Origin of the sequence: Stenotrophomonas sp. Marseille-Q5258 (assembly GCF_946900935.1) — a bacterium.
GTDB classification, from domain to species: Bacteria; Pseudomonadota; Gammaproteobacteria; order Xanthomonadales; family Xanthomonadaceae; genus Stenotrophomonas; species Stenotrophomonas nematodicola.
Genome location: NZ_CAMPPN010000014.1, coordinates 20,530 through 38,807 on the forward strand (window position 1 = coordinate 20,530; position 18,278 = coordinate 38,807).

At 68.6% G+C, this 18,278-nt stretch carries 17 protein-coding genes; 12 read left to right on the top strand and 5 right to left on the bottom strand.

Annotated elements, in window-relative coordinates; genetic code table 11:
- The first annotated feature begins 99 nt into the window (after positions 1–99).
- Positions 100–3,018, top strand: a complete 2,919-nt coding sequence (locus OC534_RS10745; RefSeq protein WP_262071777.1) for a TonB-dependent receptor — start codon at positions 100–102, stop codon at positions 3,016–3,018.
- Between the two features lie 50 nt (positions 3,019–3,068).
- Here OC534_RS10745 and OC534_RS10750 read toward each other — a convergent pair whose 3' ends face one another.
- Complete coding sequence (locus OC534_RS10750; RefSeq protein WP_017354294.1) at positions 3,069–3,326, bottom strand: DUF2789 domain-containing protein; 258 nt, start codon at positions 3,324–3,326, stop codon at positions 3,069–3,071.
- A gap of 139 nt (positions 3,327–3,465) precedes the next feature.
- On the opposite strand from OC534_RS10750, the gene OC534_RS10755 reads away from it, so the two are divergent.
- The 5 genes from OC534_RS10755 to OC534_RS10775 are packed head-to-tail and all read left to right on the top strand — an operon-like array spanning position 3,466 to position 6,440.
- A complete protein-coding gene (locus tag OC534_RS10755) occupies positions 3,466–4,053 on the top strand; it encodes a biliverdin-producing heme oxygenase (protein WP_017354295.1) in 588 nt (195 codons plus the stop codon).
- Positions 4,054–4,093: 40 nt separating this feature from the next.
- Positions 4,094–4,558: a YbaN family protein gene (locus OC534_RS10760; RefSeq protein WP_136002953.1), complete on the top strand. Its 465-nt coding sequence runs from the start codon at positions 4,094–4,096 to the stop codon at positions 4,556–4,558.
- Positions 4,542–5,270, top strand: a complete 729-nt coding sequence (exbB, locus tag OC534_RS10765; protein WP_262071778.1) for a tonB-system energizer ExbB — start codon at positions 4,542–4,544, stop codon at positions 5,268–5,270. The genes OC534_RS10760 and exbB overlap by 17 nt, the downstream gene beginning before the upstream one ends.
- Positions 5,271–5,280: 10 nt before the next feature.
- On the top strand, positions 5,281–5,706 hold the full coding sequence (gene exbD / locus OC534_RS10770) for a TonB system transport protein ExbD (protein WP_136002954.1): 426 nt from the start codon (positions 5,281–5,283) through the stop codon (positions 5,704–5,706).
- Positions 5,703–6,440: a TonB family protein gene (locus tag OC534_RS10775; protein WP_153164729.1), complete on the top strand. Its 738-nt coding sequence runs from the start codon at positions 5,703–5,705 to the stop codon at positions 6,438–6,440. The genes exbD and OC534_RS10775 overlap by 4 nt, the downstream gene beginning before the upstream one ends.
- On the opposite strand, the gene OC534_RS10780 is transcribed toward OC534_RS10775, so the two are convergent.
- Entirely contained in the window at positions 6,441–8,468 is a 2,028-nt protein-coding gene (locus tag OC534_RS10780; RefSeq protein ID WP_136002956.1) for a sodium-translocating pyrophosphatase, read from the bottom strand.
- 328 nt (positions 8,469–8,796) lie between these two features.
- Here OC534_RS10780 and OC534_RS10785 point away from each other — a divergent pair, with 328 nt between their 5' ends.
- On the top strand, positions 8,797–9,300 hold the full coding sequence (locus OC534_RS10785) for a hypothetical protein (RefSeq protein ID WP_136002957.1): 504 nt from the start codon (positions 8,797–8,799) through the stop codon (positions 9,298–9,300).
- Between the two features lie 94 nt (positions 9,301–9,394).
- On the opposite strand, the gene OC534_RS10790 is transcribed toward OC534_RS10785, so the two are convergent.
- A complete protein-coding gene (locus OC534_RS10790) occupies positions 9,395–10,192 on the bottom strand; it encodes a hypothetical protein (RefSeq protein ID WP_017357026.1) in 798 nt (265 codons plus the stop codon).
- Positions 10,193–10,331: 139 nt separating this feature from the next.
- Positions 10,332–11,591, bottom strand: coding sequence for a 6-phosphofructokinase (locus OC534_RS10795; protein WP_166473405.1), 1,260 nt, complete (start codon positions 11,589–11,591; stop codon positions 10,332–10,334).
- Between the two features lie 141 nt (positions 11,592–11,732).
- On the opposite strand from OC534_RS10795, the gene OC534_RS10800 reads away from it, so the two are divergent.
- From OC534_RS10800 to OC534_RS10810, 3 genes are all read left to right on the top strand, one after another.
- A complete protein-coding gene (locus OC534_RS10800) occupies positions 11,733–12,296 on the top strand; it encodes an adenylate kinase (RefSeq protein ID WP_136002959.1) in 564 nt (187 codons plus the stop codon).
- 339 nt (positions 12,297–12,635) lie between these two features.
- Positions 12,636–14,000 carry a UDP-N-acetylmuramate:L-alanyl-gamma-D-glutamyl-meso-diaminopimelate ligase gene (gene mpl / locus OC534_RS10805; protein WP_017357029.1) on the top strand — a complete coding sequence of 455 codons (1,365 nt, stop codon included), beginning with the start codon at positions 12,636–12,638 and terminating at the stop codon, positions 13,998–14,000.
- A 5-nt stretch (positions 14,001–14,005) separates the two neighbouring features.
- Positions 14,006–14,587: an LON peptidase substrate-binding domain-containing protein gene (locus OC534_RS10810; protein ID WP_017357030.1), complete on the top strand. Its 582-nt coding sequence runs from the start codon at positions 14,006–14,008 to the stop codon at positions 14,585–14,587.
- A gap of 32 nt (positions 14,588–14,619) precedes the next feature.
- Here OC534_RS10810 and OC534_RS10815 read toward each other — a convergent pair whose 3' ends face one another.
- On the bottom strand, positions 14,620–16,614 hold the full coding sequence (locus OC534_RS10815) for a bifunctional DedA family/phosphatase PAP2 family protein (RefSeq protein WP_136002960.1): 1,995 nt from the start codon (positions 16,612–16,614) through the stop codon (positions 14,620–14,622).
- A gap of 111 nt (positions 16,615–16,725) precedes the next feature.
- On the opposite strand from OC534_RS10815, the gene OC534_RS10820 reads away from it, so the two are divergent.
- Together OC534_RS10820 and OC534_RS10825 are read left to right on the top strand one after the other, a co-directional pair.
- Positions 16,726–17,382 (top strand): phosphotransferase, encoded by a 657-nt coding sequence (locus tag OC534_RS10820; RefSeq protein WP_136002961.1) that lies wholly within the window; start codon positions 16,726–16,728, stop codon positions 17,380–17,382.
- Positions 17,383–17,457: 75 nt separating this feature from the next.
- Positions 17,458–18,276 (top strand): NAD(P)-dependent oxidoreductase, encoded by an 819-nt coding sequence (locus tag OC534_RS10825; protein ID WP_017356530.1) that lies wholly within the window; start codon positions 17,458–17,460, stop codon positions 18,274–18,276.
- Positions 18,277–18,278: the final 2 nt, after the last annotated feature.

Consider the following 18,278-nt stretch of genomic DNA (forward strand, 5'->3'; position numbering starts at 1 on the left):
ACACCCCGAACGTACCCGCCGCCGCCACGTACGTCCGCCGTGCCCGCACCTTGCGCGGGTCATCCGCCTTCGTGGCATTGCATTCCGACAGGTTCCTTCATGCGTACTCCCTCCCGTCCGGGTCTTCGCCCGCGTCCGTCCCGCCTGTGCGTCGCCCTGCTGGCCGCCGGCCTGGCATCCCTCACCGCACTGCCGGCCCTGGCCCAGTCCGCTGGCGATGCGGCCGCCGCCACGCACCGCTTCGACATTCCGGCCCAGCCGCTGGGTGAGGCACTGCGCAGCTTCATGCGCCAGTCCGGCATGCAGGTCGCCTATCCGGCCGCGTTGGCCAACGGCGTCACCTCTACCGCGGTGAGCGGTGAACTGGATGCGTCCTCGGCACTGGCACGCCTGCTGCAGGGCAGTGGCCTGGTGATGCGCCGGGTCGGCCCGGACGCGGTAACGCTTGAGCGGAGCGCGACCACCGCACGCGAAGACGGCGTCATCGTCACCGACGCCCTGCGCGTGGCCGGCGACCGCACCGACACCGGCGGCAGCGGCGGCGACCACACGCTGGATGCCTACCGCACCGCCGGGTCCAGCGTGTACGTCCCGCGCGCGACCCTCGAGCGCTTCCGCGGCACGTCCACGGCGGACATCGTCAAGGGCGTGGCCGGTGTCACGGCAGGCGACCCGCGCACCGCCAACGCACTGGACCTCAACATCCGCGGCATCCAGGGGCAGAGCCGCATTCCGGTGATCATCGACGGCGGGCAGTCGACGATGGACACCTACCGCGGCTATGCCGGCCAGTCCCAGCGCACCTACCTGGACCCGGACCTGATTTCCAGCCTGACCATCACCAAGGGCCCCAGTCTGGGCGTGAACGCGTCCGGCGGCATCGGCGGCGTGGTGGAGATGGAGACGCTGAAGGTCGACGACGTGCTGCGCGACGGCCGCGACAGCGGTGTACGCATCCGCGGCGGCCTGGCCAACAACAGCGCCAACAATGTACCGGCCTACAGCGGCGTGCCGCGTACCGACCGCAACGCCACCGGCAGCCGGTTCTTCAACATCGCCGCGGCCAGGCACTGGGACAGCGTGGACCTGGTGGCCGCCTACGCGCGCCGCGACCAGGGCAACTACTTCGCGGGCAAGCACGGCTACGACGACTTTCCGCAGACCCGCCGCACGCTGGCGCCGCTGAATCCGCCGCGCACCGAGGTGTTCAACACGTCCTCCGAGTCCGAGTCGTTCCTGATCAAGGGCACCTGGCGCATCGACGAGAACCAGACGCTGGAAGGCGGCTACCGCCGCTATGAAGGCGAGCAGGGCGAGATCATGGCCTCGCAGATCATCCGCGTGGACCGCGACCGCGTGCCGCAGTGGGAACCGGGCCGCATCGACCTGGACGCGTACAACCTGCGGTACCGTTTCAATCCGGACAACGACCTGGTCGATCTGAAGGCCAACCTCTGGTACACCGACGCGCACAGCCTGATGTACAACGGCCTGACCGGCATCACGCCGTGGTACTTCGACCGCCGCACCGAGTGGTATGACGGCCCGACCTTCAACACCGACCCGGGCTACAAGAGCGCCTACCGCAACAGCATGCAGCAGACGCGGCTGGGCCTGGACGTGGGCAACACCACGCTCCTGATCAACGATGCGGGCCTGTTCACGCTCAACTATGGCCTGTCCTACAGCGATGAGGACGTCGGCCCGGGTCGCAACGCGCCGATCATGCACGATGATCTGGTCAACAACCGTTTCCTGCGCAATGCCGGACGCAAGGAATACAGCGCCGTCGCATCGGTGAAGTGGGAGCCGGACGAGCACTGGGAGCTGATGCTGGGCGGGCGCTACAACCGCGTGGACGTGCATGACCGCAACCGCCTGGCCACGCCGGAAACCTACGGCGTGATCGGCCAGTACCGCTACACGCAGCTGCTCAACGGCAACCCGAACCTGCCGTCGTGGCGGGCCACGCGCATCGCGATGCTGAACTGGTATCCGGATGCCAACGGCCAGTTCACCCAGGCCTCGCTGCTGGCATCGCCGTACAAGCAGGGCACGGTGGCGGACATCGCCGGCTGGAACTTCTACGACGCCGACGATGCCGAGGACCTGAGCGTGCCGGTCAGCTGGACCTGGTCCAAGCCGATCCGTCGCCGCGACAGCGCGTTCATGCCGTCGGCCAGCGTGGCCTACCGCTTCACCGAAGACACGATGGTGTACGTGAAGTATGCCGAAGGCGTGAAGCTGCCGAGCCTGTTCGAGTCCACGCTGGGCCTGTTCACTGCGGCCAAGCCGGTCGGCGAGCTCAAGCCCGAGCGTGCCGGCACCTGGGAAGTGGGCGCGAGCACCGTGCAGCACGACCTGTTCGTTGACGGCGACCGTGCGGCGTTCAAGCTGGCCTACTTCGATACCCGCATCGACGACCTGATCACCCGCGACTACCGCACCCTGTCGGCCGGCTACATCCGCAACATCGACCGCTTCAAGGTCTCGGGCATGGAGTTCCAGTCCAACTACGATGCCGGCAAGGTGTTTGCCGATCTGTCGGCGCACTATTACTTCCAGGCCAAGACCTGCGCCCCGGACATCGCTGCCGAGCGTCGTGCCTACGGTGTGCAGCGCAGGATCGAGGAACTGAAGAACACGCCGGACTGCGTTGATGGCGGCTTCGAAGGCTCCTACAGCAATACCCAGAACCCGCCGCGCTATACGGTCAACATGACGCTGGGTTCGCGTCTGTTCGACGAACGGCTGACCTTCGGTACGCGCGTGATCCACAACGCCGGCCCGATCAGCAAGCTGGACAAGGAATGGAACGTGGGCCTGTCGGCCATCCAGCAGCTGTACCGTCCCAACACGCTGGTGGATCTGTTCGCCAGCTGGCGTGCCACCGAGCAGCTGGCGGTGGACGTCAACGTGGACAACCTGACCGACCGTTACTACCTGGACCCGCTGGCGCTGGGCATCATGCCGGCCCCGGGCCGCACCGTGCGGCTGGCGCTGACCTACCGCTACTGAGTCCGTGCAGGACAGGGGCCGGCCACGGCCGGCCCCACCGCGTCACCGGCTCAGAGGCCGGTAGCGCGTTTGACCGCCTGTTCGTGCAGGGCCTCGCCCAACTCGTCGACGACGATGGCCCAGTCGGCATCGGACTTGAGCTGCTCGGCGAGGAACTGGCGCTGGCCGTCGTTCCAGAACGGCGCATCGACCAGAGCCACCTCGGTGGGCAGTTGATGGCTGGCGATGAACGCGGCGATCGCCGCCGGGCTGGCGTCCAGGCCCAGCTGCAGGAACAGGTTGGTCATGCGGGGTTCGGTGGTGATCATCGAAAAGCCTTGGCGAAGTACGTGATCCGCATTATCGACGCAGGCCGGTGAAGCCGTCATCGCGGCCCGCACGACAATCGGGGTTGGGGAAGCGGTCGTGCCAGTCGTCCAAGCAGGGACCCCCTACACGCCGAGCCCCATGATCGCCACCGACCTTCTTCCCGCCACCCGCAGCCAACGCCTGAAAGCGGCCACCCGCGACAGCCACGGTGCCCTCGACAAACGCATCATGGCCGGCGACATCTTCGCCAGCCGTGCGCAGTTCGCCCGCTTCCTGCGTGTGCAGTACCGCTTCCACCGCGATATCGATGCGCTGTACGCCAACATCGCGCTGGACGCGCTGCTGCCCGACCTGGACACCCGCCGCCGCCTGCCGCTGATCGCGCGTGACCTCGGCGACCTGGAACAGACCCTGCCGGGCCCGGTACCGATGCGCCTGGACCCGGACCTGCCGCTGCCGGCCGCGCTCGGCTGGCTGTACGTGGCCGAAGGCTCCAACCTCGGCGGCACCATCCTGTACAAAATGGCCGCCAAACTCGGGCTGGACGCCGGTTTCGGCGCGCGTCACCTGGCCGCCCATCCAGACGGAGCTGCGCGCCACTGGCGCGAGTTCACCGCTGCACTGGATGGCGTGACCCTGGACGATGCGCAGGAACAGCAGGTCATCGACGCCGCCGACGCTGCCTTCCGCAGCGTGCACGGCCACGTCGAGCTGGAATTCGCATGAGCCGCACGCGCGCCGTGCGGGGCCGTGCCGGACAGGCCTGATGCGCTGGCTCTGGTTCTGCCTGGGATGGCTGATGGTGGCGCTGGGGGTGATCGGCGCGCTGCTGCCGGTGATGCCCACCACCATTTTCCTGATCCTGGCGGTCGGCTGTTTCGCACGCAGTTCGCCACGTTTCGAGCGCCGCCTGCTCGACCACCCGCGCTACGGTCCGGCACTGCGGCTGTGGCGCGAGCAGGGCGCGGTCAGTGGCAAGGGCAAGGCGTTCGCCGCCGGCGGCATGGCGCTGGGCTTTGCGCTGTTCTGCTGGGGAGCGCAACCGTCGTGGCGCCTGCTGCTAGGCGTGGGACTGTTCTTCGCTGCGAGCGCGGCCTATGTCCTGTCGCGCCCGGTCCCTCGGCTGGATGCCGCCCCCCTGTCGGTTCCCCCGGTCGCCGTCGCGCAGGATGCGCGCGCCACTGATGCACCTTCTCCCTACAAAGATCCAGACGATGACGCTTCCTGTTGATGTTCCCGCCGCTGCCGCGGCGCTGTCGCACGACCTCACGCCGTGGGGCATGTACCTGGCGGCCGATACGGTGGTCAAGGCAGTGATGCTGGCCCTGGCGGCCGCATCGGTGGCCACCTGGACGGTGCTGCTGGCCAAGGGCTGGGCCCTGTCGCGGCAGTCGCGCGGGCTGCGTGCCGCGCGGGCCCTGCTGCTCGACGCCGCACACCTGCCGGCCGCGGACGGCGCTGCCGGCGCGGTGCTGGGGCAGGGCGTGGCGCATGCACTGCTCGATGGCGCGCGCACCGAGCTGCGCCTGTCCGGCGACGGCGCCGATGCTGCCGGCATCAAGGAGCGCATCGGCTCGCGGCTGGAACGTATCGAACTGGCCTATGCACGGGACATGCGCAGCGGCGTGGGGGTGCTCGCGAGCATTGGCGCGATCGCTCCGTTCGTGGGGCTGTTCGGCACCGTGTGGGGCATCATGAACAGCTTCATCGGCATCGCTGATGCCAACACCACCCATCTGGCGGTGGTCGCCCCGGGCATCGCCGAGGCGCTGCTGGCCACCGCACTCGGTCTGGTGGCGGCGATTCCCGCCGTGGTGATCTACAACCACTTCGCGCGGGTGCTGGCCGGGCTGCGTGCGCTGGCCGGCGATGTCTCCGCAGGCGTGCAGCAGCTGGTGTCACGCGACCTCGACCGCCGCGGCATCGCCGTGGCGGCGCGCTGAGGCGGCCCGCATGGCCCTGCGTACCGCCCGCCACGACGAGGACGCGCTGGAGGAGACCCACGCGATCAACGTCACCCCGTTCATCGACGTCATGCTGGTGCTGCTGATCATCTTCATGGTGGCCGCACCGCTGGCGACGGTGGATCTGCCGGTGGACCTGCCGGCCAGCAATGCACGCCCGCAGCCACGCGACAGCGAGCCGGTGTACCTGACCGTGCAGGCCGACCTGCGCTGGAGCGTCAACGACACGGCGGTGGACGCCGGGGCGCTGAAGGCGGTCCTGGACCGGGCCGGCGACGGCACGCCAGCGCAGCGCATCTTCGTGCGCGCCGACAAGGGCGTGCCGTATGACGCGGTGATGCAGGCGCTCAACGCGCTGCGCAGCGCCGGCTACACCAAGGTGGCGCTGGTTGGCCTGGAACAGACGGCATCATGAGCCTGCGCAACGAGGCGCAGGTGCCTTGGGCGGCCAGCCTGGGCATCGTGGTGGCACTGTATGCGGCGGTGATCGGTGCGGTGGTGTGGTGGCACGCGCGGACCGCCGCGCCGCCCGTTGCGCTGCCGCAGGAGGCGATCGCGATCGAGCTGGCAGCCACCGCCGAAGCGCCGCCGGCGCCGGCCACCGAGATTCCGCCGGGGCCGGCACAGCAGGAGCAGCACCGCCCGCAGCCCACCCCGACACCGCCGCCACGCCTGGTGCTGCCGTCCGACCCGGACGCCGCGCTCAGCCAGGCACCGCAGCCGCAGAAACCTCGCGAGCGTGAGGACCCCTCCGACCTTGCCGAAGTGGACCAGACGCTGGCCCCGCCGGACGTGCAGGCGCAGGCATCGCAGCGCTATGCCGGGCAGCAGACCGTGTCCGGTCAACGCAGTCCCGCGCAGGTGACCTGGCAGGGGCTGCTGCTGGGCCACCTGGAGCAGCACCGCCGCTATCCGCGCCAGGCCGAACGTCTGCGCCAGCAGGGCGTGGCCTACGTGCGCTTCTCGGTGGACAGGCAGGGGCATGCGAGCAACATCCGACTGGGCACCAGCAGCGGCCACGCGCTGCTGGATGCCGAGACGCTGGACACCGTGCGCCGTGGCAATCCGATGCCGCCGCCACCGGCGGACCTCCCCGGCGATCCGGTGGAGGTCATGGTGCCGGTGGCGTTTTCCCTGCGCGGGCGCTGACTACAGCAGGGGCACGAGCAGCAGGGCGACGATGTTGATGATCTTGATCAGCGGATTGATCGCCGGGCCGGCGGTGTCCTTGTAGGGATCGCCGACGGTATCGCCGGTGACCGCGGCCTTGTGCGCTTCGCTGCCCTTGCCGCCGAAGTGGCCATCCTCGATGTACTTCTTGGCGTTGTCCCAGGCGCCGCCGCCGGTGGTCATCGAGATCGCCACGAACAGGCCGGTCACGATCGTGCCGATCAGCAGGCCGCCCAGCGCACGCGGCCCCAGCAGCAGGCCGACCACCACCGGCACGGCGACCGGCAACAGCGAGGGAACGATCATTTCGCGGATCGCCGAGCGGGTCAGCATGTCCACTGCCTTGTCGTACTGCGGCTTGCCGGTGCCCTGCATGATGCCGGGGATGTCGCGGAACTGGCGGCGCACTTCCTCCACCACCGCCCCGGCCGCACGGCCGACCGCCTCCATCGCCATCGCACCGAACAGGTAGGGGATCAGGCCGCCGATCAGCAGGCCGATGATCACCGTGTGGTCGGACAGGTCGAAGGCGAACACCTCGCCGGGATGGGCCGCCTGCAGGTTGTGCGTGTAGTCGGCAAACAGCACCAGCGCGGCCAGCGCCGCCGAGCCGATCGCATAGCCCTTGGTCACCGCCTTGGTGGTGTTGCCCACCGCGTCGAGCGGGTCGGTGATGCTGCGGATCTCCGGTGGCAGCTCGGCCATCTCGGCGATGCCGCCGGCGTTGTCGGTGATCGGCCCGTACGCATCCAGCGCCACGATCATGCCGGCCATCGACAGCATCGCGGTGGCGGCGATGGCGATGCCGTACAGGCCACCGAAGTAGTGCGCCAGCCAGATCGCCACGCACACGGCGATCACCGGCAGCGCGGTCGATTTCATCGACACACCGAGCCCGGCGATGATGTTGGTGCCGTGGCCGGTGGTGGAGGCCTGCGCGACATGCTGCACCGGCGTGTACTGGGTGCCGGTGTAGTACTCGGTGATCCACACGATCAGCCCGGTCAGCACCAGCCCGATCAACGCGCAGAAGTACAGGTTCAATGCACCGTGCGCGTTGTCCGGCATCAGTTGCAGCGTGATCGGATAGAAGGCGATCGCCGCCAGCACCGCCGAGACGATCACGCCCTTGTACAGCGCGCCCATGATCGAACCGCCCGGCTTCACCTTGACGAACAGCGCGCCGATGATCGAGGCGATGATCGAGACCCCGCCCAGCACCAGCGGGTACAGGATCGCGTTGCGTCCGGCTTCGGCGATCATCAGGCTGCCCAGCAGCATGGTGGCGATCACCGTCACCGCGTAGGTCTCGAACAGGTCGGCGGCCATGCCCGCGCAGTCGCCGACGTTGTCGCCGACGTTGTCGGCGATGACCGCAGGGTTGCGGGGATCGTCTTCGGGGATGCCGGCTTCGACCTTGCCGACCAGGTCGGCACCGACGTCGGCGCCCTTGGTGAAGATGCCGCCGCCGAGCCGCGCGAAGATCGAGATCAGCGACGAGCCGAACGCCAACCCGACCAGTGCGTGCAGCGCCTGCGCGGTATCCAGCCCCAGCCGCAGCAGCAGGGCGTAATAGCCGGCCACGCCCAGCAGCCCCAGTCCGACCACCAGCATGCCGGTGATCGCGCCGCCGCGGAACGCCACGTCCATCGCCGCGCCGAGACCCTTGCGTGCCGCTTCCGCGGTGCGCACATTGGCCCGCACCGACACGTTCATGCCGATGTAGCCGGCCGCACCGGACAGCACCGCACCGATCGCGAAGCCGGTCGCGGTGTACCAGCTGAGGAAGAACCCGACCAGCACGAACAGCACGATGCCGGCGACACCGATGGTGAGGTACTGACGGTTGAGATAGGCGCGCGCGCCTTCCTGGATGGCGGCGGCGATCTCCTGCATGCGGGCATTGCCAGCCGGTTGCCGGAGGATCCAGCGTGCCGACACGATGCCGTAGAGAATCGCGAGGATGGCGCAGATCAGCGCCAGGGTAAGCCCGTATCGTTCCAGCATGTCCCCTCCCGGGTGATGGATGGCATCCAGTCGACGGATGAACCTCACCACGCGGGGCACAACGGGCTGCAAGCTAAGGACCAACCCGTTCAGACCGTGCCCGGTCATCAAGCGTGTGGCTTTGTTCAGCAATCCTGGTGCCCCCCGAGTATGCCGGGAAAAGCGCGGAAACCGCCAGATGTGGATGCCGGTATGCGCTCCAGGTCGCATCCGGTGGCGCGGAAGGGCCATCACGGCAGGCACTGCCCGGTCCCGTGGTCGGTGCCGCCTTGCCACACCATTCATCTGCGCCAAGCGACCCTCTTCCCATTCCCAACGAGGCATCGCCATGTCCCCCCGTCACCTGTTCTGGCTGGCCCTGCTGCCTGCGGTGGCTGCGTCCGCCGCCGAGACCCCGGAACTGCAGCGCGCCGCCGGTGCCCCACAGGCGGTGAATGCCGCCCACACGCTGCGCCAGATTCCCGAAGCCTGCGCGCGGCTGGAAGGCGTGTTCACCGGTGACGTCGCGCAGCCCTACCGGTTCAGCGTGGTGCGCACCAGCGAGCAATGCCAGCCGCGCGCGCGTTTCGTCGATTTCGACAAGGCGCAGCCGAGCGAGGCCAAGGGATGGAAACTCAATGACGTCATCCGCGTGCCGAGCGCGGCATGCCCGGCGCAGCAGGCGGTGGTACGCGTGTGGCGCATGCCGGTCGCGCAGAAGCCCGAACTCGATGGCCAGGGGCAGTCGCGGATCTACCTGGAGGAGGCCAGGAAGCAGGCGGCGGCCGGCAGGATCGCGCCGGTGCCGATGTTCGCCGCGCAGATGACGGTGGAAGGCAACGCCTGCCGTTGATGGCGTGACGTGGCGGGGTGCCGGTTACAGGCCATGAAAAAGCCCGGACGGCAGGGCCGGTCCGGGCTCGGGTATCACGCCGGGTTGCGCGGGCTCAGTTGCCCTTGCAGTCCTTCAGCCACAGCACGCGGCCGATCTGGTCGTAGCGGTCGACCACGCCGACCAGCGTGACCTTTTCCCGCGGGCGGAGCGCCAGCGCGAAGGCTGCCTGGCTCGGGGCAAACGCGCAGGTGATGGCCACGCTTTCGAAGTCGATGCCCGAGGTGCTGCTGGGAATGTCGAAGCCGGTGTTGTAGGTGCCACCGCTCTTGAGCACGCCGTTGACGCGGCCGGTGATCGAATAGATCTTGCCCTGGTAGCGCGGTTCGATCGCGGCCGGGTTGTCCTTGTGCTGGGTACGCAGCTGGAAGCCGAAATCGGAAGCGGAAATGTTCACCGTCGAGGCCTTCGGGGTGGACGCGGCGAACTGTTCGCCGGCCTTGCCGGGCTTGACCTGGGTCAGCATCTTGCACATCTCGGCGCGGATCGCGTCGGCCTTGGCAAAGGCGCCCGGGTTGAGCTTGACCGTCATCGCCACCGTGCCGGTGCGGCCTTCGCTGGTGGCGCTGATGATGATCGGAATGGTCTTGTGCATGGCCGACTGCGGATCTTCGATCAGCATCGCGCCGTTCTCTGCGTCCGCGCTCAGCACGTCCATGTTGTTGCCCTTGGCGATCACGTTCATCTGACCGATCGCGCTCTTGACGGTCAGGTCGGGCACGGTCACCGAGGCGGTGTAGGTGGTGCCGGAAAGCGGGTTGCCCTTCTTCTGGAAGCTGCTTTCGCAGGTGTCGGCGAACGCAGGGGCTGCCACGGCGAGCAGCAGTACGGCAAACAGGGGATGGCGCATCATCGGTACAGTCCTTGTCATCGTCCGCGGTGCGCGGAGGGTGGGTCGCTAGGGCGAGATCCAGCAGACCTTGCTGGCGGGGCGGATTGTAGGGTCCGCCCCCCCGGTGTCGCAAATGCCCGGTCGGCGCCGGGCGGCAGGATCAGCCTTCCTGCCAGGGCGCCAGCTTCTTCCGGACCGCCACGTTTTTCAGCGTCACGTACTTCGGCAGGCCATCGGCACCATAGGGCAGGGGGGCCTCGCCCCTGATCAGGGGCGACAGGTAGGCGCGCGCCTTGGCGGTGATGCCGAAGCCGTCCCTGCGGATGAAGCTGGCCGGCATCTTCTTCTCGTGGTTGGCCACCTTGTGCAGCGGGGCCGCCTCGATTTTCCAGCGGTAGGGGCTGTCACTGCTGCGCACGATCACCGGCATCACTGCGTTCTGGCCTTTCAGTGCGAACTGCACGGCGGCCTTGCCGACCGCCTGCGCCTGTTCCCAGTCGGTTCTGGAGGCGATATGGCGGGCCGAACGCTGCAGGTAGTCGGGCAGGGTCCAGTGCACCTTGTAGCCCAGTGCATCCTTGACCCGCCCGGCCAGCTGCGAGGCCACGCCACCGAGCTGAGTGTGCCCGAAGGAATCCTTGCCGCCGCCGGCATCGGCCACGAAGCGGCCATCGGCGGTCTGGATGCCTTCGGAGGCCACCACCACGCAGTGGCCCACGCGCTCGACCACCGCCTTGACCTTGGCCAGGAACGCGGCCTCGTCATAGGCGCGCTCGGGCAGCAGGATGATGTGCGGGGCATCGTCGGGGCCCTCGCCGGCCAATCCCGCAGCGGCGGCAAGCCAGCCGGCATGACGGCCCATCGCCTCGTAGACGAATACCTTGGTGGAGGTCTCGGCCATCGCCGCGACGTCCAACGCGGCCTCGCGCACCGACACCGCGGTGTACTTGGCGGCCGACCCGAAGCCGGGGCAGGTGTCGGTCACCGCCAGATCGTTGTCGATGGTCTTGGGCACCCCGATGCAGGTCAGGTCGTAGTCGAATGCCTTGGCCAGCTGGGACACCTTCCAGGCGGTGTCGGCCGAATCGTTGCCGCCGTTGTAGAGGAACCAGCGCACGTCGTGGGCGCGCAGGACCTCGAGCAGGCGTTCGTACCGGGCCCGGTCGGCCTCCAGCGACTTCAGCTTGTAGCGGCACGAGCCAAAGGCCCCGCCCGGGGTATGGGCCAGCGCGGCGATGGCGGCGGCGGTTTCCTTCGAGGTGTCGATCAGTTCCTCGCGCAGTGCGCCAAGGATGCCGTTGCGCGCGGCCAACACCTTGATTCCCTTGGCCCGGGCGGTGCTGATGACCGCCGAGGCGGTCGCGTTGATGACGGCGGTGACGCCGCCCGACTGGGCATACAGCAGGGTACCTTTTGACATGGGTCGACCTTGGTCTGGGGGAAGGACATTGCAGGGACATTACCCGGATGGGGTAAAGTGCGCGTATTGCGGTGCAGCGTGATTGTGGACATTCCCGGGGCGCGCGCCCTTCCTATTTCTTACCAAGTTGGAGTCAGGTTGATGCGATTGGTTCTGTTGGGACCGCCCGGTTCGGGCAAGGGGACACAGGCGACGCGCCTGAAGGAACAGCTGGCGATTGCGCACATTTCCACCGGCGATCTGCTGCGTGCCGAAGTGGCCGCCGGTACCGAGCTGGGCAGGCAGGCCAAGGCCGTGATGGACGCCGGCAACCTGGTGTCCGACGACATCCTGCTGGGCATGCTGGAATCGCGCCTGGGCCAGGCCGACGTCGCCAACGGATTCATCCTGGACGGCTACCCGCGCAATGTGGCCCAGGCCAACGCGCTGGATACCCTGCTGGCCAAGATCGGCCAGCCGCTGGACGCGGTGGTGCAGCTGGACGTGCCGACCGAACTGCTGGTCGAGCGCATTGCCGGCCGTGCCGCCGAACAGGGCCGCGCCGACGACAATCCCGAGTCGGTGCGCCAGCGCCTGCAGGTCTACAACGACCAGACCGCGCCGGTGGTGGATTTCTATGCCGGCCGCGGCACGCTGGCCCGCGTCGATGGCGTGGGTGAGCTGGACGACGTGGAAGCGCGCATCCGCGCGGCGATCCAGCGCTGACCTCCCGGGCGCTGCTTCGGCAGCGCCTGCGGTCGGGGATCGGTGCAGCCGGCCCCGAAAACAGGCACGCCCGGTCCCCGAAGGGACCAGGCGTGTCTGTTCTTAAGGCGCCAGCTGGCGGGCTTGCTCAGGGCCCCGCAGCATGAGCCCCCCTGGGGATGGCCTCTTGGGGAGTAGGACCAATGGGGTGCTACGGCTGGCAACCTGAATTGTGTCCGTGTTCACACTAGTTGGCTATCGGGAATTCCCCGACATGGGTGTGGATTTTTCTCACAGTCTTTGTAGGACTTGTCTGACGACGCGCACACGCATCGACAGTGATCGGCGACAATCGAGCGCATGAGCACGATACATATCCTGGGCATTGCAGGCACTTTCATGGGCGGCGTAGCCGCGTTGGCACGCGAACAGGGCCTGACGGTCCGTGGCAGTGACCAGGCGATCTATCCGCCGATGTCCACCCAGCTCGAACAGCTGGGTATCACCCTCGACCCCGGCTATCGCGCCGACAGCGTCGGCCCCGACTGCGACGCGGTGGTGGTCGGCAACGCCCTGTCGCGCGGCAATCCGGCGGTGGAAGCGGTCCTCGACGCCGGCCAGCGCTATATCTCCGGGGCGCAGTGGCTGGCCGAGCAGGTGCTGCCGGGCCGCGACACGCTGGCCGTGGCCGGTACCCACGGCAAGACCACCACCACCACCATCCTGACCTGGCTGCTGCAGGCCGCCGGCCGTGAGCCGGGGTTCCTGATCGGGGGCGTGGCCGAAGACTTCGGCGTGTCCGCGCGGCTGGGCAGTGGTCGTGAGTTCGTGGTGGAAGCCGACGAATACGACACCGCCTTTTTCGACAAGCGCAGCAAATTCGTCCACTACCGGCCGCTGGTGGCGATCCTCAACAACCTTGAATTCGACCATGCCGACATCTTCCCCGACGTCGCCGCGATCCAGCGCCAGTTCCACCATCTGGTGCGCACGGTGCCGGCGCGCGGGCGGCTGATCGTCAACGGCGAGGACGCCCGTCTGGCCGAGGTGCTGGCGATGGGCTGCTGGACGCCGGTGGAGCGGTTCGGCTTCGATCCGGCGCTGGAGTGGAGCGCCGCGCTGGTGCACGCCGACGGCAGCCGCTTCCGCGTCTCCCATCGGGGCGTGGACGTGGGTGAGGTGCAGTGGTCGCTGCTGGGTCGCCACAACGTGCTCAACGGGCTGGCTGCACTGGCCGCCGCGCATGCGGTGGGCGTCGACCCGGCGCAGGTGATCCCGGCGCTGGCGAGCTTCCGCAGCGTCAAGCGCCGCATGGAAGTGATCGGCAGCGCCGATGGCGTGACCATCTACGATGATTTCGCGCACCATCCCACCGCCATCCACACCACCCTCGACGGCCTGCGCGCCAAGGTGGGCGATGCCCGCATCGTGGTGGCGATGGAGCCGCGCAGCAATTCGATGCGCCTGGGCGCGCACGCGCAGGCGCTGGCGCCGTCGCTGGACCTGGCCGATGCAGTGGTGTTCCTGCACCGTCCCGAGCTGGCCTGGGATGCGTCGGCGGTGATCGCTGCGGTACGCGGCGATGCGTACGCAGTGCCCGATACCGATGCGCTGCTGGCCCAGCTGGGTCGTGTGGTGGCACCGGGCGACCACGTGGTGTTCATGTCCAACGGCGGTTTCGACGGCGCGCCGCGCCGCTTTCTGGCGCAGTTGCAGGCATCGTAACGGCCATGACCGAGACTGCGTCCCTGCCGCTGTTTCCCCTGCACGCCGTGCTGCTGCCCGGCGCCGCGCTCGGCCTGCGGGTGTTCGAGCGCCGCTACCTGGACATGCTGCGCGAGTGCGGCCGGCAGGATTCCACCTTTGGCGTGTGCCTGATCCTGGACGGCGACGAGGTCGGTGGCCCGGCCCTGCCGGCGGCCTACGGCGTGGAAGCGCGCATCGAGGATTTCGACGTCGGTGCCGATGGCGTGCTGGTGCTGCGCCTGCGCGGCCAGCGCCGCTTCCATGTGCTGCGCACGCGCGTGCGTGACAATGGCCTGGTGCTGGCGGACGTGCAGTGGAGTCCACCCGATCACGATGACGAGCTGCGCCCCGAACACGCGCTGCTGGCCACCGTGCTGGAACACATCATCGAACAGGCGGGCGCGGCATTCGCCCCGGTGCACCCGGGGCAGCTCGACCAGGCCGCATGGGTGGGCTGGCGGCTCGCCGAGCTGCTGCCGCTGGAGGAACCGCAGCGGCTGCAGCTGCTGCAGCAGGATGATCCGCACCAGCGGCTGCAGGACCTGCTGCGCTGGATACCCGCGTGAGCGTGGGCTCCGCCGCCGGGTAGAGCCCGGCGTTACGGGGTGGTCTTGACCCGCAGTACCGGCATCTGTGTGTCCGGATGGGTGGAGACCTGCTGCGGCAGGCCGTCCAGCGCCTCACGCACGGCGTTCAGCGACGGGTCGATGCCGCGCATCGGCCGCCACATGCCAATCAGGCTGAAATGCCGCTGGTAGTGCAGGGTCTGCGCGCTGCCCAGCCACAGCGGCTGGTCGCCGGGCTGCAGGCGGGCCGGCGCCGGCCACAGGCGGAGCGCGAAGACCTCGTCGGGCGCATTGCCCGCGCGCAGCATCAGCAGCGATTCCACCTGGGTGTCCAGCGTGGCCGGCAGCACCGGGATTTCGTCCTGGCCGGCCGACTTGTCCAGCATCAGCAGCGCCTGTTCCCAGCCGGCCTGCGGCTGCACGCGCCAGCCCTGGCTTTCCAGGCGCTTCTGCAACGGTGCCAGCGGCCCGGCCACCTGCACGTCCAGCGGCCAGCGCTGGTCGTCGTCGAACTCGTTACGCCGCGCCGGCAGCTGCTGCCACGCCTGCTGCCACCACGCGGCCGAGGCGATATCCACCGGTGCCGGCTGCGCCGGCTCGAACCGTGCCAGCTTCACCGGGATGTTGCGCGGCGCGTACCACAGCGCGGCCACCGCGAAGGTGCCGTAGAACAGCCATGCCACCGGCTTGACCCAGAACGAGCGGTTGAAGCGGCGGCGGTAGGCGATGCCCAGCACCAGCAGCCAGAAAATGCCGAACAGCATCCCGCCGATCACGTCGCTGAGCCAATGCGCGCCGAGGTACAGGCGGGCAAAGCCGATCACGCTGACGATGACACCGGACAGCAGGTACGGCCACACGCGGGTGCGACCGGGCAGCTCGCGCGCGATCAGCACCGCGAAGAAGCCGAAGGTGATGGTGGCCATCGTCACCGACACCGACGGGAAGCCGAACCCGCTGCTGGCATCGGGCGGGCGTACCACGTGCACGGTGGCGCCGAGCAGCTTGGTCAGGGCCAGGCCGAAGGCCAGTGCCGCCAGCCAGTGGCCGGCGGCCATCCAGCGCCGGCGCCAGATCAGATACCCCATGCCGGCGGCCGTGGCCGGTGCCAGTACCGGCCAGGCGCCCAGCGAGGCGAGTGCGGCCATCGGGTAGTCGGCCAGCGGATTGCGCAGGGCCAGCATGGCCTGGTGCACGGCCAGGTCCAGCGCGAGCGGCTCGCCATGCGCGACTACTGCCATCAGCAGCGCGAACCAGCACCAGCCCAGCAGCAGCAGCATCAGCGCCAGCATCGCCAGCGGCACCGATTCGCGGCGCTGCGGGTCCAGCACCGACACCGAATAGCGGCCCAGCGTGGGGTGGCGCTGCGACCAGCGCAGCAGGGCGGCCAGCCAGCTGTCCATGCGCGCGGCCGACCAGCGGTAGCCGTACAGCACGATCGCCCATACCAGGCCCAGGATCACGCCCAGCAGGGCAAGCACCATCACCAGCCGCCCGGCGACCGCAGCGACGGCATCATAGGCTTCGCCAAGCACCCAACCCGGCGCCAGGAACAGCACCGCCCAGGACAGACTGGCAATGCCGCTGGCCTGGATGTAGCGCGACAGCGGCATCTTCAACATGCCGGCGATGGCGGGCACGAACGGGCGGATCGCGCCGACGTAGCGTGCCACCAGGATGCTCTTGAAGGCATTGCGGCGGAACATCGTCTCGCCACGGTCCAGCAGCTGCGGGTATTTGCTGAACGGCCAGAAGCCGCGCAGGCGATCGCCCCAGCGACGCCCGATCCAGTAGCTGATCCCGTCACCGGCAAACGCACCGAGGGCCGCGCACGCCACCGCATACGGTCCGGAAATCTGCCCCAGGCCGATGAAGACGCCCACGGCGAACAGCAGCGGGAGGGCGGGCACGATCGCGCCCAGCACGATGACCGCATCGCAGAAGGCGATAAGGAAAATGACCGCGCCGGCAAGCACGGGGTGAGCTGCGATCCACGCAAGCGTGGCATCGATCCATGACGAGTCCATGCGGGGATTATAGGGCTGTGAAAGTGACTGATTGCCGGCCAGCAGCAGGGAAATGCCGTGATCTGCCGCGTATCGACGTGAATGGGTCGCTGGCATGCCTAGAATGACGCAGTGAATACGTCCCCTTCCCAGCAGGCGCTCAAGTCCGACACCTTCGGCCGTATCCTGCTGGTCGAGCAGGGCGGGCACCGTTTCATCCGTCGTGATCTGCGTGCCGGCCCGTGGTGGCTGCGCGGGATCGCACGCGGCCTGGCGCGGCGCGAAGCGCGCGCGCTGCGGCAGCTGGACGGGCTGGCGGCGACGCCGCAGCTGCTGGCGTCCAACCGCCAGCAGCTGGACCGCAGCTACATGCCGGGCCAGGCGATGTACCAGCGTCCGCCGCGCGGCGATCTGGCGTACTTCCGTGCGGCGCGCGCGCTGCTGCAGCAGGTCCATCGGCGTGGCGTCGCACACAACGACCTGGCCAAGGAAGCCAACTGGCTGGTGCGCGAGGACGGCTCGCCGGCGGTCATCGACTTCCAGCTGGCGGTGATCGGCAATCCGCGCTCGCGCTGGATGCGGCTGCTGGCGCGCGAAGACCTGCGCCACCTGCTCAAGCACAAGCGCATGTACTGCGGCACGTCGCTGACGCCGGTGGAACGACGCGTGCTCGCGCGACCCTCGTGGGTACGCGATCTGTGGTTCCGCACCGGCAAGCCGGTGTACCGCTTCGTCACCCGCCGGATCCTGCACTGGGAAGACAACGAAGGGCAGGGCCCCAAACCCTGACGCGGCCTTCCGCAGGTCGCCAGGCGGCGCGCGCGGCATAATGCCGGTCCACGCAACCGCTTCGAGGACGTCCGCATGGCCAGTCTGCAAGGCAAGACCCTGTTCATCACCGGCGCCTCGCGCGGCATCGGCCTGGCCATCGCCCTGCGCGCAGCGCGCGACGGCGCCAACGTGGCCATCGCAGCCAAGTCGGCGGTGCCCAATCCGAAACTGCCCGGCACCATCCACAGCGCCGCTGACGCCGTGACCGCTGCCGGCGGCCAGGCGTTGGCCCTGCAGTGCGACATCCGCGAGGAAGACCAGGTGCGCGCAGCCGTGGCCGCCACCGTCGACACGTTCGGCGGCATCGACATCTTGGTCAACAATGCCAGCGCGATCTGGCTGCGCGGCACGCTGGAGACACCGATGAAGCGGTTCGACCTGATGCAGCAGGTCAATTCGCGCGGCAGCTTCCTGTGCGCGCAGGCCTGCCTGCCGCACCTGCTGCAGGCACCCAATCCGCACATCCTGACCCTGGCCCCGCCGCCCAGCCTCGACCCGAAATGGTGGGGACCGCATACCGGTTACACGCTGGCCAAGATGGGCATGAGCTTCGTCACGCTGGGACTGGCCGCCGAGTTCGGGCCGCAGGGCGTGGCGGTGAATGCACTGTGGCCGCGCACGATCATTGCCACCGATGCGATCAACATGATTCCCGGCGTGGACAGTGCCGGCTGCCGCACGCCGGAGATCCTGGCCGACGCCGCGCACGCCGTGCTGACCCGCCAGGCGGCCGGATTCAGCGGGCAGTTCCTGCTCGATGACGAGGTGCTGGCCCAGGCCGGCATCACCGACCTGGGCCGTTACGCGGTGGACCCCTCACGGCCGCTGCTGCCGGACCTGTTCCTGGACTGACC